We start from the raw sequence: 14,706 nt of genomic DNA, 5'->3' as shown, positions 1-14,706 counted from the left end.
CGTCTAGCACGAACTGACTTCGGACGCACGGCGCAACGCCGAAAAATCGGCGGCGCGCTTATCGAAAAAGGCGTTGATGCCTTCGGCGGATTCATCGTCGCCAAGCGATTCCGCCATGTAATCGGCTTCGAGGTCGAGCTGCGCGTCCACCGTGTTTCCACCCGCGTGGCGGCACAGACTCTTGATCCGTGCGATCGCGCGCTCGGGTCCCGCCGCGAGCGATTGCGCGAGCGCCACGGCTTCCGACAGCGCGCTGCCCGGCTCGGCGAGTCGATTCGCGACGCCGAGTGCATGCATGCGTTCGCCCGTGACGGGCCGCCCCGTCAGACACAGCTCCGTCATCAGCTGCCGGGAGACGGCACCGGACAGAAACGCCGTCGCCCCGCCGTCGGGCGATAGGCCCACCTTGACGTAGGCCACGGAGAACGACGCGTTGCGCGCGGGCACGAGCATGTCGCATGCGAGTGCGATCGAGAGCCCCGCGCCGGCTGCCGCGCCTTCGACCGCTGCGATCACTGGCTTGCCGCAGTCGCGCAGCGAGCGAATCATGTTGTGCAGACTTTCGATGCCCGCGCGCCGCTCGGACGGCGTCGCCAGGCGCCGCTGCGCCAGCCGTTTCAGGTCGCCGCCCGCGCAGAACGCGCCGCCCACGCCCGTCAGCACGATAGCGCCGACTTCGCGATCGTTTTGCGCCGCTTCGATGGCAGCCGGAAGCGCCGCGTACACCTCGGCCGTGAGCGCATTGCGCGCAGACGGATTGTTGAAGGACAGCACCTGCACCGCGCCTTCGCGGTGTGCAAGGATAGGTTCGTTCATCGTGATTCACTCCGGTTCAAGGTGATGTAGCGTTCGAGATGGTGGTCTTCATCGCCCAGTTGATGGTCGATCATCACGAGGCGCTTCGCGTAGTGGGCAAGCGGCAGTTCCCATGTCATGCCGATGCCGCCGTGCAACTGGATGGATTCTTCGGCGACCTGCGCACCGACGCGGCCGATCGTGTACTTTGCCGCCGACAGCGCGCGTTCGCGCTCTACCCGGCCCGCGCCAAACGCGGCGGCCGCATTGATCACCGCAGAGCGGGCCTGCTCGATCTCCAGCAACAGATCAGCCATGCGGTGCTGCAATGCCTGGAAGCTGCCGATCGCGACGCCAAACTGCTTGCGCGTGCGCAGGTACTCGAGCGTGTGTTCCTTCGCGACGTCCATCGCGCCGAGTGCCTCGGCGCACAATGCGAGCACGCCCGCGCCAATGCTGTGCTCAAGCGTCGTGAAGCCCCCATCGCGTTCGCCGAGCAATGCCGTGTCGGGAAGACACACTTCGTTGAGGCAGATTTCGGCAGGGCGCCCGCCGTCGATCTTTCCGTAGCCGCGCAGCGCGACGCCTTCCGTCTCGCGCGGAACGACGAAGAGCGAGATGCCCTCTTCGGCGTCGGCGGCACCGCTGGTACGCGCCGAGACGAGAAAGAAGTCGGCCTCGGCGCCCAGCTGGACGACAGCCTTCCTGCCCGTCAGCACCCAGCCATTCGAACTGCGCATGGCGCGCGTGGTCACCTTCGCGAGTTCGTAGTGCGAGCCGGGTTCGTCGTGAGCAAGCGCCGCAGCAGTGTGGCCTTCGATCAAACCGTCAATCAGCGCCTTCTGTGCGTCGCTGCCAGCCAGGGCCAGCGCGCGCCCGACCATCAGGGCGCCGAGGAACGGTTCGACCACGAGGCCGCGTCCCAGGCTCTCGAAGACAACGGCAATATCGAAACCCTGTCCGCCGAAGCCACCGTCGGCCTCGTCGAAGAGCGCGCCAACGACGCCCAGTTCCGCAAAGCGAACCCACAGTTCACGGCTGAAGCCCGAGTCGCTGCGCGCCAGTTCGTCGCGCTTCGCGAAGCCGTACTGCTCGCTCACGAAACGGTTCAGCGTATCCGCCAGCATGCGGCGGTCTTCGGTATGCTGGAAATTCATCGCGATCCTCTTACAGTCCCAGGATCATCTTCGAGATGATGTTCTTCTGGATTTCATTGGAGCCGCCGAAAATCGACAGCTTGCGGTTGTTGAAGTAAAACGCGGCGGCGCTCGCGGCCTCGTCGGGGCCAATGGGTGCATCGTCATGGTCTTCGTGCAGCGCTTCTTCGACAAACGGCTGTGCGTACGGCCCCATCGCGCGGCGCATCAGCGACGTCAGTTCCTGGCGAATCTCGGTGCCGCGAATCTTCAGCATCGAGCTTTCCGCGCCCGGCACACCGCCGCCCGCTACCGCGGCGATCACGCGCAGGTTGGTCGTCTTCATGTTCTCCAGGTCGATTTCGACGCGGGCGACGCGCGCCGCAAAGAGCGGATCGTCGACGAGCGGACGGCCGTTGCGCGTCACGTTCTGCGCCGCGCGGCGCAATCGCGCCAGCGCTGCGACCGAGAAGCCGACGCCCGCGATGTTGGTGCGCTCGTAGGTCAGCAGATACTTCGCGACCGTCCAGCCCCGGTTCTCCTCGCCGACCAGATTCGCAGCGGGCACGCGCACATCGGTGAAGAACACTTCGTTGATTTCGTGTTCGCCTTCGAGCGTGATGATGGGACGCACTTCGATGCCCAGCGAATTCATGTCGACGAGCAAGAAACTGATGCCCTCCTGCTTGCGTACATCCGTCGCCGTACGCACGAGGCAGAAGATCATGTTCGCGTGCTGGCCGAGCGTCGTCCACGTCTTCTGGCCGTTGACGATGTAGTGCTCGCCTTCGTCATCGATGCCGCGCACCGCGCTCGTCTTAACCGACGCCAGATCGGAACCCGAACCCGGCTCCGAATAACCTTGGCACCACCAGTCGGAACCATCGAGAATGCGCGGCAGCCAGTGACGCTTCTGCGCTTCGTCGCCGAACTTGATGAGCACGGGCCCCAGCATATTTACGCCGAACGGCACGATGCGCGGCGCGCCCGCCAGCGCGCACTCGTTCTCGAAGATGAACTTCTGCACGGTGTTCCAGCCCGGACCGCCGTATTGTTCGGGCCAGTGATTCGCGAGCCAGCCCTGTTCGTTCAGGATCGCGTGCCATTCGGCCATGTCGTCGCGCGTGAGGCGCAAGCCGTTGCGCACCTTGCGGGAGAGCCGCGCGGGCAGTTTGTCGTTCAGGAAGCGCACGACCTGCTGGCGAAAGGCTTCCTCCTCAGGGGTGAAGTTCAAATCCATATGCTGTTTCTCTCAATAGACTTCGAAGAGGCCGGCGGCGCCCATGCCGCCCGCAATGCACATCGTGACGACCGCGTACTTCACGCCACGACGCCGGCCTTCGATGAGGACGTGACCCGCGAGACGCGAGCCCGTCATGCCGTACGGATGGCCGATGGAAATCGCGCCGCCGTCGACGTTGAGGCGCTCGGACGGAATGCCCAGGCGTTGCTGGCAATAGACCGCCTGCGAGGCGAATGCTTCGTTGAGTTCCCACAGGCCGATATCGCCGACCGTCAGCCCATGGCGTGCGAGCAGCTTCGGTACGGCAAGCACCGGGCCGATGCCCATCTCATCCGGCTCGCAGCCTGCTACCGCGAGACCCCGGAATGCGCCGAGCGGAGTGAGGTTCGCGCGCTCGGCGGCTTTCGCTTCCATCATCACGCAGGCCGATGCGCCATCTGAAAACTGCGACGAGTTGCCTGCCGTGATGAATTTGTCGGGGCCTTTGACGGGGGCGAGCTTCGCCAGCGCCTCAATGGTGGTGCCGGGACGATTGCAGGTATCCGCCGAGACCGTGACCTCACGCTGGCTGACGGCGCCCGTCTCCTTGTCGGTCACGGCCATCGTGGTCGTCACGGGCACGATCTCGTCGGCATAGCGGCCGGCGAGTTGTGCCTCCGCCGTGCGCCGCTGGCTTCCGGCGCGCCCGCTTTCTCGAACAGCCGGGCGAACGCCAACGCCGATTGCGGGACGCTTTCCGCATGTTTGAGCAGCAGCACGTTGCCGACCATCAATTGCGGCCCGGCCACACGCGCAATCTGGTAGTACGGGAAATTCCACGGCTCGATGCCGAAGAGCACACCGATTGGCTCGATATGCACGGCAGCACCGGGCGCTTCATCGAGCGCGCGCGGTTTCAGATAGGCATGCGCGTGTTTTGCGTAGTAGTCGAGAATGTTCGCCGCCGACTCCACTTCCTTGCGCGCCTCGCCCCTTCGCTTGCCCATTTCCAGCGTCAGATAACCCGCATATTCGTCGGCCTTCTCGCGCAACAGCGTCGCAGCGCGCGACACGATGCGAGCCCGGTCGCTGACCGGACGACGACGCCAGTCGGTTTCAAAAGCGCGCTGCGCGGCAGCGACTTTCGCTTCGAGCGACTCGTCGGATATATCGTCGTAGGTGGCGAGCAGTTCGCCGCTTGCAGGATTGATCGTCGTGTACGGCATGAAGTTCTCCGCAAAAAAGTTGGCAATGAGTCATCGCGTTGACAAATGCTAACACCGTTAACACGCTCGACGACCACCTTTTTTGGCCAGGAAAAACCCTCATTGATATTCATGTTAACGCCGTTACTATTGTCGTGTATCTTCTTCAAATATGGGAAGGCGAAATGGCAAAGGGATATTGGGTGGCAGCGTATCGGGCGGTCCATGACGCGAGCAAACTCGCGGCGTACGGCGTCCTCGCGACACAGGTAGTGAAAGCAGCGGGTGGAAAATTTCTGGTGAGAGGCGGCGAAGTCGTTGCGTTTCAGGCTGGCATAAAGGAACGGACCGTCGTGGTCGAATTCCCGAGCTTCGATCAGGCGCTCGCTACATTTCAGAGTGAGGCATATCAGGAAGCTCTTGCCGTATTGGGAGACGGCGCCGAAAGAGACGCGCGCGTCGTGGCAGGCCTCGATGATTGAAATGCTCGTCCGCTCCCCGCTGTGGACTTCCGGAGAACGTTTTGGCTTGTGAACAAAAATCGCTGCGTACTTTGGTCGAGCACTGGCTTCCCTCCTGCACAGGCTCGGCCCGCGATGGGCGCCAGCTGTGCCTTTACTCATTGACATTGATCAACCACCGGAGTTGGGAGGCGACCTATTCAAGTTAATGCCGGCGCTATTTTTTTGATTAAATGTTATGCTTGTTAACATACAGGCATGCGAGAGATACAAATCTGAAGAACCCGGAGCAAAAATGGACGAAGCAATTGTTCAGACAGAAATCAAAGGCCACGTAACGGTCCTTACGATGAACCGCCGACCGCACAATCTGATGGGCCCGACGCTGTATCGCGCGCTACTCGATGAATTCGACGAGGCGGTCAAACGCGGCTCGCGCGCGATCCTGCTGCGCAGCGGTCTGCGGCATTTCTCGGCCGGCGCTGAAGTGGCGCTCTTTCCGGAGCGTATTGCCAAACAAGGCAAAGCCCTGATGGATCCGCTCGAGGTGCTTCGTGGCTTCGAAAGCCTTCCGATCCCCACCGTTGTCGCGGTGAACGGCACCTGCCTCGGCGGTGGCTTCGAAGTGGCGCTCGCCTGTGACTTCAGCGTCGTCGCCGAATCAGCCAAGATCGGCTCGGTCGAGGTCGCGCTCGGCTTGCACCCGCTGCTCGGCGGCATCCAGCGTCAGGTGATGCGTGCCGGTCCGGCGCGTGCGAAAGAGCTCGCGTTGCTCGGTCGTCGTTACGACGCGGCGACGCTCGAACGCTGGGGCTTGATCAATCTCGTCGTGCCCGACGACAAGCTCGATGAAGTAGCGTTGTCCGTCGCGCAGGAACTGGCGGCCGGTCCGACCGTCGCGCATGCAGCCACCAAGCAGCTAGTACGGGTCGCGGTCAACGAAGGCGTGGCCGCTGCCGACGAGGCGATGTTCGAACTGCAAAAGCCAATCTGGGCGTCGCAGGATCTCAAGCGTGGACTGGAGGCCTTCGATAAGGCCGGCCCCGGCACCGCCGTTTTCGAAGGAAACTGACATGACCGGACCGCTCGAAGGACTCAAGGTCGTCGACTTTTCCCGCGTGCTGGCCGGCCCGCTGTGCGCGCGGACGCTAGCCGATCTCGGTGCTGACGTCATCAAGATCGAGCCGCCTCGGCCCGACGTATCGCGTGCCGCGTTCCCGAATCGCGACGGCATGTCCGGCTACTACGCCCAGCAAAATAGCGGCAAGCGCAATATCAGCATCGATCTAAACGCGCCGGGCGCGCGTGAGTTCGTGCTACGCCTGTGCGACGAAGCCGACATTGTCGTCGAAAACTTTCGAGCCGGGACACTCAAGGGTTTCGGACTCGACTACGACACGCTTTCCCGCCGCAATCCAAAGCTGGTCTATGTATCAATCACCGGCTATGGCCAGCGCGGTCCGTGGGCGTCGCGCATGGCTTACGCACCGACCGTGCAGGCCGAAACGGGATTCACGCACAACACGTTGCGGCATTTCGACAGTGCAAGCGAGGGCCGCAGATGGACCGATCCCCTATCGCATGCGGACGTCTATGCGGGCCTGCAGGCGACCATCGCCGTGCTCGCGGCGGTGCGCAAGCGTGAAGTCACTGGGCGCGGCCAGTATATCGACGTGGCCATGGCGGCAGTGATGCTGTCGATCAACGAGCGCGCGCACCTCGATCTCGCGGGTGTCGATACGGGCGCCGAACCGGGCATCCTCGGCGCCGCCGATGGACCGCATTTCGTCGGCCCCGGTGGCGAAGAGTTCGTGGCGGCGCAAAGCATCGTCGGCAGCAACACGTTTCCGAACTACTTGCGCGCCATGCGCCGTATGGACCTTGCACAGGACCCGCGTTTCAGTACCGCTGAGCGCCGCCTGCAGAACTACAAGGCGCTGCACGCGGTGATCCAGACGTGGATGCTGTCGTTCCGCGATCTCAAGTCGCTCGATGCGCAACTCGACGAGGCCAAGATCGCGATGGGGCAAATTCGTACGCTGAAGGAACTCGCCGAGACCGATTGGGCAAAGCAATGGGGTGCTGTACACGAGATTTCGGATCGTCGCGGCGGGTCGTATCTGATACACGGCTATCCATGGAACTTCTCCGATGACGAGCTTGGCATGCGCAGCGCGCCCGCGTTTCGCGGCGAGCATAACGAGCAGGTGTTCCGCGAAGCAGGAATGGCCGATAGCGAAATCCGCCATGCAATCGATACCGGCATTCTGGTCGGCGGCCCAGTACCGTCCGCAACGAAGATCGGGGCCACCGTTCTTTCGCAGGCGCGTGAGTTGCAGAATGTGACGGACGAGCTTTGATCGCCGCGATATGCGTCGTAGTACCTGTATCGACACAAGACATCGGAGGACCGAATGGAAGTGGTCAATGAAGCTCGTCAAGAGGAGGCATCGTCTGATGACGACGCCCTCCTTCGGAAAGCCTACGCTTCGGCGCAATGGAGAATACTGCCGATACTGTTTGGCCTATGGATGCTGGCGTGGGTTGGTCGTTCGAACGTCGCTTTTGCAAAGTTGCAAATGGTGGTGGACCTCCGGTTCAGCGAAACGGTCTACGGACTGGGCGCCGGCCTCTTCTTCGTTGGCTACGTGCTGTTCGGCATACCGACTACGATGCTGCAAAAGAAGCTGGGAGCACGTGCCGTGCTTGCTGGCATTGCCGGTGCATGGGGACTGACGAGTGTCGCGATGACATTCGTCAACAGCGCGCCGACGTTCTATGCGCTGAGGTTCCTGCTCGGCGTATTCGAGGCAGGTTTCTACCCCGGTGTCGTGCTGTACTTCAATGCGTGGTTCCCGGGGAAAAGGCGCACGCGCAACTTCAGCATCTTCCACTCAGGGTCACTTTTCTCGACGGTCACGATTGGCTTAACGGGTGGATTCGTACTCGATCACATGAGCGGACTGGCCGGATTTCAAGGCTGGCGATGGATGTTCTTCGCTCAGGCGGTCCCTACCGTCGTACTGGCCGGCGCTGCGTTCATGATCCTTCCCGACCAGCCCCCCACCGCCAGGTGGCTCTCGGCGCGCCAGCGTACGCTCATCGAGGACGATCTCCGACAGAACGCCGAAACGATGAGCGATACCGGCGAAGACGAACGCCCTCTGTTATTCAACCCCGCCATCTGGATCTTGAGCGCCGCCTACTTTAGCCTGCTGGCCGCTACCGCCGCACTGTTTTTCTTCTCCCCGACGATACTGCGTGAAGCGGGATTCGGCGGATTCAAAGAGATCGGCCGTGCGGTCGCTGGTGCCTGCGCATTGGGGGCATTGGGCAATGTACTTATCTGCAGCATCGGGGGCAGTGCGCAGCGTCGCCGGCTCTTCTGTGCGCTGGCGTCGGTCTTTACTGCTGTGAGCCTTTCGGCGCTCGTTTTCGTATGGCATGGCAGTACGACCGCGACGTTTTTCCTGCTAGTTCTTGGTTTCGCGGGAACGGGAGCCGGTATAACGCTCTTCTGGCAAATGTCTGTCGGTCTTCTCAGCGGCAAGTCGATGGTGGTCGGCGTGCCATTGATCAGTTCCGTCGCCAACATCGCCGGCTTCGTTACACCGTTTCTGATTGGATATGTCCGCGACGCAACGGGCACTTACGCGAGCGGGTTTATTATGATCGCCTGCGTCCAGGCACTCGGCGTCGTGGTGCTTCTTTTCGGCGTGCAACGCATTGTCAGGAAGCGACCGTCCATTGACGATGTATCGGTTCGATGTCCAATGTGATGAGAAGATGCCGGCGTGGGCGCGCAAGGTACTCGTGGCGAGCCCACCGGCAGCCTACCGAGTCATTACGCGGCTAGAATGCCCGTAGCGGACTACGGTTGTCGGCGCGCGATCAGCAATACTGCGTGCCTCTTCGCGCAGAATATATAATCGATTCCTTGTTTTACTCCACGAACGAAGGCCACGTGAGTCCCAAGTCACCTATCGCGAAGAATGCGGATTACCACCACGGCAATCTCCGCAACGCGCTCATCGAAGCGGGGCGCAGTGCGCTCATGGAAGTATCCGCACAGGACTTGAGCCTGCGTTACCTCGCGCGCATGGTGGGCGTATCGGAAGCCGCGCCCTCGCGTCATTTCTCGGGTATCGACGAATTGCTGGCGACGATCGCGGCGAGTGGTTATCGTGATCTCGCTGCGCTGCGCGTTGCGATCCGTGACAGCGAAGATACGGCGCTTTCCAAAGCGTACCGGATGATGCGGGAGTATGTTGAGTTCGCACAGCGCCACAATGGACTGTTCGGCCTGATGATTGGCCCTCGCATCGTCGCGCATCAAGCGTATCCAGAGCTCATCGAGGAAAGTAACCGGTCTTTTGGCTTATTTTCCGAAACGATCGAGGCACTGGCAATCGAAACTGGCTGGTCCCAGGCCGATCTGAAGCTGGTGACGCACGCGGCGTGGAGCATGGAACATGGTCTCGCCACGCTCATCCTGGCGAATCGCGCACCACGAGCTGACACGAAAGTCTCAATCTCAAAGCTGATCGATTTTGTATTGATGACCTTGCTTAGCGCGATCACGGCCGGTCCGGATCACCTCGAGCGCGTGATCCAGCAATGCGAACTCTCCGGAAAGAAAGCGGTGTCGCGCACGGCTCGCAAACGCGCCAAAGCGTAGTCATCGCCGCCGTTGTCCTGATGTCAAGTTTCAGTTAAGGAAGGTCTGCACAATTCATTTTCGAAGTGCCTCCCGTTCGGTTTCAGCGTGGTGTCAACGTTGAGAGCATGTTAGGGCTTTGATTGCCCAACTCGTGCACCACGCCAAGCCAGGCTTGCTGAGATTTTCGGCCTCAACGTTCTGGTATTCAGGCTTTCCGCAAAGCGCAGCGCGCCATCCACAAATTGCCCAGAGCAAATAACGTTGTGATCTGGGCGGTGTTTTTCATTAATCCCTTATACCGGGTCTTCGTGTAACCAAACTGACGCTTGAGGACGCGGAACGGGTGCTCGACCTTGGCACGGATGCCTGCCTTCAGGCGTTCGATCTCGTCGTATATCCTGTCCAGTCGGTCACCCAGATCCAGTTGTCTGCGTTTGCGGGGTCTCATCGCGATATGCCAGCGAACTGCGTCAGTCTCGCAGCGCTTCTCGATACCCTGATATCCGGCGTCAGCGTACACATCCGTTTCTTTCCCGTGCAACAAGGCTTCGGCTTCGGTGATGTCATGCACGTTGGCCGCCGTACCGATCACCGTGTGAACCGGGCCGGACTTCGCATCCACGCCGATGTGGGCAAGCGAATTGAGTGGCAAAGCGCAGCAACTCTATGCCGACTTTGTGGATGTCGTACGCGAATCTACGGTGGAGCGGCCGCTCGCGGCGCTGGCAATTGCCGCTGGCGTCGGATTCATCCTCGGGGCGTTACGCGCGGCAAATCGCTCGAGGCCCGATAACAGCCGATGCGACTGGAGAGATCGGGAGTAAGGCCATTTACATCAGGTGGCGCGCCAGGGCGCTTCCACAACGAGCCGACCTAGAGGAGTTCCGCAATGTCCATGCGTTCGAAAGTTGCGAAGTGGCGAAACGTCGGCAGATTTTGCGTCGGGCGAGCCACCGACTATGGTGAGTTGCTCGGGGTCGAACTTGAGGAGACCAGGACGCGCCTGGTCCGCGAGTTGAGCGCACTGGTTGCCCTGGCCGTCGCCGGGCTGTTCACACTGTCGTTCGTGTGCATTGCGATCATCGCGACCGCGTGGCGTACGCCTTACTTTCTCCAGGTGGTATGGGGCGTTGCCGCGACGTGGCTGGTGGTTTCAGTGATTTCTTTGCTCTTCGTCCGCGCCCAGAAACCTGGACGCTCGCTTCATCTTTTGCAGAGAGAAATCCGGAGCGATCTCGACACGTTGAAGGAGGCGCTGAAATGAACCGCACCGTTAAGGAAGGTCTGCACAACCCGCTTTTTGAAGCGTTATCTTTCACATCCTGCGCGGCCTCGGCGTTCAGATTTTTGTCGGTGAGTTGATTGCCGGAGTTTTTTCCGCGCACCGGAGCGCTCCAACCAGATATATGGCCTTCATTGGCCCGGTGTTTCAAGCTTTGCGCAAAGCTCTACGTGCCATCCATAGATTGCCCAAAGCAAACAGCGTGGTGATCTGGGCGGTGTTCTTCATCAAACCACGATAGCGGGTCTTCATGTAACCGAACTGCCGTTTGAGGATGCGAAACGGGTGTTCGACCTTGGCCCGGATACCCGCCTTCAGGCGTTCGATCTGATCGTATATCGCGTCCAGCGAATCACTCAGATCCAGTTTCCTTCGCTTTGCCGGTCGCATTGCAACATGCCAACGAACCGCGTCAGCCTCACATCGCTTTTCGATACCCAGATATCCGGCGTCCGCGTACACATCCGTTTCTTCACCATGCAGCAACGCCTGGGCTACCGTGATGTCGTGAACATTGGCCGCCGTTCCAATGACCGTATGGACCAGGCCCGAGTCGGCGTCCACGCCGATATGCATTTTCATCCCGAAGTACCAGTTACCACCTTTCTGCGTCGATTGCATTTCAGGATCGCGCGTGCCGGAGCCATTCTTTGTCGAACTGGGCGCGGCAATCAGGGTGGCGTCGACTGCCGAACCAGCCTTGAGCATCAGGCCTTTCTCCGTCAGGATTTCATTGACCAGCGCCAGCATTTGCACCGCCAGTCCGTGCGTTTCCAGCAGATGGCGGAACCGAAGAATCGTGCTTTCATCCGGCAAGCGAACCATCCCGCCGTCGAGACCCGCGAACTCGCGATACAGCGGCACGTCATAGAGTGCCTCTTCCATAGCAGGGTCTGACAAACCGAACCATTGCTGCATGAAATGAATCTGCAGCATCGTCGCAATCGGGAACGGCGGCCGACCGGTTTTGCCCGTGGGATAGTGCGGCTCGATCAGCGCAATCAGCTTCAACCAAGGCACAACGCGTCGCATCTCATCGAGAAATTCCCGCTTGCGCGTGCGCTTCGTTGACAGATCCAGACCAAGACCAAGTTGCGTCATCACACTGCTCCTCACCCAATTAGCTCTGTTTCCCAGGATAGCTCAGCAGCAACACAATGCCAGGACTTCTGCAGACCTTCCTTAACATCAGGGAAGCCGAGGCCGCCATCCTGCTGCGCATGGCGGAAGCACCGCGCGTCACGCTGCCATTGGCGCTATGCGTCGGCGCCATCGTCCTCGGACCTCGCCGGACTATCGTCATTGCCGGCCACTCCGGGATCACCGCATGGCTTGGAGGCACCGTCCGGAAGGTCTTGCTCAGCAAAACCCAGGCTGCAGCGGCAGATAGTCGGTCACGAAGTGCATGATGTGGAGTCGGCGGAACTGGCTGCGTTGCTGATGCGACGTGCCAGTGTGGCGGATCGCGCGGCAGGACGTCCGCTGCCGCACTGCGATAACGGCAGCCGGATGAAGGGTGCGACGATGCTCGCCACCCTGAAAAACCCAAGGGCGTGGCCTCGTTCAGCCGGCCCCCGGTGAGTGACGACAACCCGTTCGCGGAATCGCAACGGAAAGAGCTAAAGCCGGTTGCTTGAAGTGACGCGACAACTGGCGCGGGGCCAACAAGAGAGGACCGGCACCAAGGCGTTCCGAAGTTGAAATATCGCGCGGAAATTCGCTTGAGTTGATTCGGCGATGAAGATGCGGTCGGGCGCGTCTTCATCCCTTTTCGTTGGTGCTCGGCCGCCTGCCGGACTGATTCTGGCCCAGCCCACTTACGATCGGTAGCGGCGCGCTCAGTGTATAAAAAAGTGAGCGCTCTAGAGTGGACGCGTGCGGCCCCGGCTGAAAAGTCGCAGAACAGCGAGCAGGATGACCGCACCAATGAACGCCGTTATCAGCGAGCCGATGATGCCACTGCCCAGATGAAGTCCGAGGGCTCCCCCAAGCCATCCTCCGATAAACGCTCCAACAATTCCGACGATGATATCGACAACGATGCCGAAGCCGCCGCCGTCGACTACGCGACCGGCCAGAGCACCGGCGATGCCGCCAATGATCAGCCAGAAAATGATTCCATGCGAGACCGGGTCCATGTTTCCTTCCCTATGAGGCCGTTGAAATATCCGCCGTTGATGTGCTCTGGTGCATTACGACGGATGCTGGGTTCGCACTTTTGAAACGCAAATCACATTTGTGGGAATTCGCCGTTGCTTGCCGCTCGACTTCATCGTACGAGGCCTTGGCCGCGGATCCTGTACGCGCACACGACGGCGCCCGGACGTCCGCGGACTCAGTCGGGCACGACCGCGCAATGATCGACCAGCGCCATTTCTTTCGAAGACCGCCACAGTGCACACGAAAAAAACGCGGCAAGCACTGTTTGCATCACCTTGTCGCTCATCAATTGCGGATCGCACATTCTGAAAAACTGCACACCATCGCACAGGCTCATCAAGCCAAGCGTGAGAACGTCGGTCGGGAGAACCATTGGTCCACCATTGCGGTCCGAAATCGTGTCGACGTATGCGCCAATCTGTTCGAACCTGTTGTGCCGGAAGGCGCTAATGCGCTCCTGAAACGCGGTATCTCGGGCCGCGAGTAGCTTGGCCTCGACCCAAAGGGGAAAGCAATCGTTTTCAAGAAAATATCTGCTGTAGTGCGCGACGACGCGCTCCTTCATTTCCTCGGCCGTGCCACCCTCCTTCATGATCCCCTGAAGATTCGCTAGCGCCCTATCGTCATCGCGTCGTAGCAGCTCGATCAGCAGTTCCCGTTTGCCGCTGAAATTCGAATAGAACGCGCCGCGCGTATAGCCAGCCGCCTCAGCGATTTCCTCCACGCTTGTTGCGGCCACTCCTTTTTCAATGAACATCTTCCGCGCAGCCTCGAACAGGAACTCTCGAGTCCGTTCTCTGCGCTGTGAATGTGTCAGGCGTTCGCGTTTCATGGAATAGCGTACCGGTCGGGCCGCCATCCGAGTTGTCGCCCATGGGCGCGTGTGCCGGATGACGCGTTTCAAAATGCTTCAGTCAATAACGGATATGTGTCTCACAATTAGTGGCCTGGACGAGACTGACCTCGCCCAGGTAAGCGCTTTCGCCCAGTTCGCATTCGCACGAAGCGTTGCCGAGGTCATGACGGATCTCGACCCGGTAGATGCCGCTTCCCTTCACCAGGCCGCCGAACCTGAAATCACCGAAGCCGTCCGAGACAGTTTCAGCCAGCTTCTCGTTGCCGACGTACAGCGCCACCGCCGCATCCGTGACGCACTCGACCACGTCACCGATACGCGCGCTGACGCTTCCGCCAATGAAGCAGGTTTCCCAGCGCTCGAGGCCGCTATACCAGACGCGAGGCTTTGCGCCCAGGTTGGGCCGCAACACTTTGAGTCCCTCGCGCCGGGCCTTTTCTGCCATCGCTGCATCATCGAGTTTGACCGTCTCGAAGACGTCGGTGGGACATGACTGCTGGCAACGCGGCTGAGGCCAACCCTGGTCGAGCAAATGGGCGTCGAAGATCCACGTCTGCGGCAGTTGCAGTTCTTCATTCCAGACGATCGCCTTGTACGGGCAGGACTTCACGATGTCCTTGCGGCCCCGCGCCTTGTCCGGGTCGATGATGACGATGCCGTCGGCGCGCTTGCGAATGGCGTCGCCGCCCACCCGCATGCAAGGTGCTTCGTCGCAGTGGTTGCACATGACAGGCAGATACGTGGTCTCAACCATATGCGAATCGCCCTGAACACGGCGCAGGATACGCACCGTGCTGTCGGCGTCGGCTGCGGCGGGCGCGGCATAACCTGGGAAGTCGTTGCCGACGTGCTCGTCCCGCTCGGCAATGACGCAGTTCTGGCAGTTCTCGCAACGCCCGACTTTGATAACCAGATTCCACTTGCTCATT

The 14,706-nt window shown here is 60.6% G+C and carries 15 protein-coding genes and 3 pseudogenes; 8 read left to right on the top strand and 10 right to left on the bottom strand.

Going from position 1 to position 14,706, the window contains the following annotated elements:
* Positions 1-3 precede the first annotated feature (3 nt).
* From B0G82_RS28745 to B0G82_RS28725, 5 genes and pseudogenes are all read right to left on the bottom strand, one after another.
* Positions 4-816 (bottom strand): enoyl-CoA hydratase, encoded by an 813-nt coding sequence (locus B0G82_RS28745; protein ID WP_116147436.1) that lies wholly within the window; start codon positions 814-816, stop codon positions 4-6.
* Positions 813-1,952, bottom strand: coding sequence for an acyl-CoA dehydrogenase family protein (locus B0G82_RS28740; protein ID WP_121309828.1), 1,140 nt, complete (start codon positions 1,950-1,952; stop codon positions 813-815). Before B0G82_RS28740 ends, B0G82_RS28745 begins: the two co-directional genes overlap by 4 nt.
* 10 nt (positions 1,953-1,962) lie before the next feature.
* Positions 1,963-3,171, bottom strand: a complete 1,209-nt coding sequence (locus tag B0G82_RS28735; RefSeq protein WP_121309827.1) for an acyl-CoA dehydrogenase family protein — start codon at positions 3,169-3,171, stop codon at positions 1,963-1,965.
* Between the two features lie 12 nt (positions 3,172-3,183).
* Positions 3,184-3,849 (bottom strand): annotated as a pseudogene (locus B0G82_RS28730) (acetyl-CoA C-acyltransferase); the annotation flags it as partial.
* A complete protein-coding gene (locus tag B0G82_RS28725) occupies positions 3,786-4,379 on the bottom strand; it encodes an aldehyde dehydrogenase family protein (protein WP_241974860.1) in 594 nt (197 codons plus the stop codon). The pseudogene B0G82_RS28730 and the gene B0G82_RS28725, both read right to left, overlap by 64 nt.
* Positions 4,380-4,543: 164 nt before the next feature.
* On the opposite strand from B0G82_RS28725, the gene B0G82_RS28720 reads away from it, so the two are divergent.
* The 5 genes from B0G82_RS28720 to B0G82_RS28700 all read left to right on the top strand — a co-directional run bounded on the left by B0G82_RS28720 (position 4,544) and on the right by B0G82_RS28700 (position 9,497).
* Complete coding sequence (locus B0G82_RS28720; protein WP_106283233.1) at positions 4,544-4,840, top strand: DUF1330 domain-containing protein; 297 nt, start codon at positions 4,544-4,546, stop codon at positions 4,838-4,840.
* Positions 4,841-5,114: 274 nt separating this feature from the next.
* A complete protein-coding gene (locus tag B0G82_RS28715) occupies positions 5,115-5,891 on the top strand; it encodes an enoyl-CoA hydratase/isomerase family protein (RefSeq protein ID WP_121309826.1) in 777 nt (258 codons plus the stop codon).
* A gap of 1 nt (position 5,892) precedes the next feature.
* Entirely contained in the window at positions 5,893-7,179 is a 1,287-nt protein-coding gene (locus tag B0G82_RS28710; protein ID WP_121309825.1) for a CoA transferase, read from the top strand.
* Between the two features lie 54 nt (positions 7,180-7,233).
* Entirely contained in the window at positions 7,234-8,598 is a 1,365-nt protein-coding gene (locus B0G82_RS28705; RefSeq protein ID WP_121309824.1) for an MFS transporter, read from the top strand.
* 98 nt (positions 8,599-8,696) lie between these two features.
* Positions 8,697-9,497: a TetR/AcrR family transcriptional regulator gene (locus tag B0G82_RS28700; RefSeq protein WP_116147414.1), complete on the top strand. Its 801-nt coding sequence runs from the start codon at positions 8,697-8,699 to the stop codon at positions 9,495-9,497.
* Between the two features lie 187 nt (positions 9,498-9,684).
* Here B0G82_RS28700 and B0G82_RS28695 read toward each other — a convergent pair.
* Positions 9,685-10,113, bottom strand: a pseudogene (locus B0G82_RS28695) (transposase); the annotation flags it as partial.
* 255 nt (positions 10,114-10,368) lie between these two features.
* Here B0G82_RS28695 and B0G82_RS28685 point away from each other — a divergent pair.
* Positions 10,369-10,743 carry a phage holin family protein gene (locus B0G82_RS28685; protein WP_121309823.1) on the top strand — a complete coding sequence of 125 codons (375 nt, stop codon included), beginning with the start codon at positions 10,369-10,371 and terminating at the stop codon, positions 10,741-10,743.
* A 165-nt stretch (positions 10,744-10,908) separates the two neighbouring features.
* Here the strand turns inward: B0G82_RS28685 and B0G82_RS28680 are convergent, their stop codons facing one another.
* The gene (locus B0G82_RS28680) at positions 10,909-11,862 is read right to left on the bottom strand and encodes an IS5 family transposase (RefSeq protein WP_116149560.1); all 954 of its coding nucleotides are present in this window, start codon (positions 11,860-11,862) and stop codon (positions 10,909-10,911) included.
* 56 nt (positions 11,863-11,918) lie between these two features.
* On the opposite strand from B0G82_RS28680, the gene B0G82_RS28675 reads away from it, so the two are divergent.
* Together B0G82_RS28675 and B0G82_RS40685 are read left to right on the top strand one after the other, a co-directional pair.
* Positions 11,919-12,170, top strand: coding sequence for a hypothetical protein (locus B0G82_RS28675; RefSeq protein WP_121309822.1), 252 nt, complete (start codon positions 11,919-11,921; stop codon positions 12,168-12,170).
* Positions 12,142-12,368 (top strand): annotated as a pseudogene (locus B0G82_RS40685) (IS3 family transposase); the annotation flags it as partial. The gene B0G82_RS28675 and the pseudogene B0G82_RS40685, both read left to right, overlap by 29 nt.
* A 255-nt stretch (positions 12,369-12,623) precedes the next feature.
* On the opposite strand, the gene B0G82_RS28670 reads toward B0G82_RS40685, so the two are convergent.
* From B0G82_RS28670 to B0G82_RS28660, 3 genes are all read right to left on the bottom strand, one after another.
* Complete coding sequence (locus B0G82_RS28670) at positions 12,624-12,899, bottom strand: GlsB/YeaQ/YmgE family stress response membrane protein (protein WP_121309821.1); 276 nt, start codon at positions 12,897-12,899, stop codon at positions 12,624-12,626.
* A 197-nt stretch (positions 12,900-13,096) separates the two neighbouring features.
* Positions 13,097-13,753: a TetR/AcrR family transcriptional regulator gene (locus B0G82_RS28665; protein ID WP_121310903.1), complete on the bottom strand. Its 657-nt coding sequence runs from the start codon at positions 13,751-13,753 to the stop codon at positions 13,097-13,099.
* An 82-nt stretch (positions 13,754-13,835) separates the two neighbouring features.
* Complete coding sequence (locus B0G82_RS28660; protein WP_121309820.1) at positions 13,836-14,705, bottom strand: 4Fe-4S dicluster domain-containing protein; 870 nt, start codon at positions 14,703-14,705, stop codon at positions 13,836-13,838.
* Position 14,706: the final 1 nt, after the last annotated feature.

This window comes from Paraburkholderia sp. BL17N1 (assembly GCF_003634175.1).
Lineage (GTDB): Bacteria > Pseudomonadota > Gammaproteobacteria > Burkholderiales > Burkholderiaceae > Paraburkholderia.
This window is presented reverse-complemented; position numbering and strand designations above follow the sequence as displayed.

Excerpts from the sequence above, each read along its gene's own strand:
- B0G82_RS28660 (WP_121309820.1), bottom strand. The coding sequence starts at position 14,705 with ATGAGCAAGTGGAATCTGGTTATCAAAGTCGGGCGTTGCGAGAACTGC.
- B0G82_RS28710 (WP_121309825.1), top strand. The coding sequence starts at position 5,893 with ATGACCGGACCGCTCGAAGGACTCAAGGTCGTCGACTTTTCCCGCGTG.
- B0G82_RS28675 (WP_121309822.1), top strand. The coding sequence starts at position 11,919 with ATGCCAGGACTTCTGCAGACCTTCCTTAACATCAGGGAAGCCGAGGCC.
- B0G82_RS28705 (WP_121309824.1), top strand. The coding sequence starts at position 7,234 with ATGGAAGTGGTCAATGAAGCTCGTCAAGAGGAGGCATCGTCTGATGAC.
- B0G82_RS28680 (WP_116149560.1), bottom strand. The coding sequence starts at position 11,862 with ATGACGCAACTTGGTCTTGGTCTGGATCTGTCAACGAAGCGCACGCGC.
- B0G82_RS28685 (WP_121309823.1), top strand. The coding sequence starts at position 10,369 with ATGTCCATGCGTTCGAAAGTTGCGAAGTGGCGAAACGTCGGCAGATTT.
- B0G82_RS28665 (WP_121310903.1), bottom strand. The coding sequence starts at position 13,753 with ATGAAACGCGAACGCCTGACACATTCACAGCGCAGAGAACGGACTCGA.
- B0G82_RS28740 (WP_121309828.1), bottom strand. The coding sequence starts at position 1,952 with ATGAATTTCCAGCATACCGAAGACCGCCGCATGCTGGCGGATACGCTG.
- B0G82_RS28725 (WP_241974860.1), bottom strand. The coding sequence starts at position 4,379 with ATGCCGTACACGACGATCAATCCTGCAAGCGGCGAACTGCTCGCCACC.
- B0G82_RS28745 (WP_116147436.1), bottom strand. The coding sequence starts at position 816 with ATGAACGAACCTATCCTTGCACACCGCGAAGGCGCGGTGCAGGTGCTG.
- B0G82_RS28715 (WP_121309826.1), top strand. The coding sequence starts at position 5,115 with ATGGACGAAGCAATTGTTCAGACAGAAATCAAAGGCCACGTAACGGTC.
- B0G82_RS28720 (WP_106283233.1), top strand. The coding sequence starts at position 4,544 with ATGGCAAAGGGATATTGGGTGGCAGCGTATCGGGCGGTCCATGACGCG.
- B0G82_RS28735 (WP_121309827.1), bottom strand. The coding sequence starts at position 3,171 with ATGGATTTGAACTTCACCCCTGAGGAGGAAGCCTTTCGCCAGCAGGTC.
- B0G82_RS28670 (WP_121309821.1), bottom strand. The coding sequence starts at position 12,899 with ATGGACCCGGTCTCGCATGGAATCATTTTCTGGCTGATCATTGGCGGC.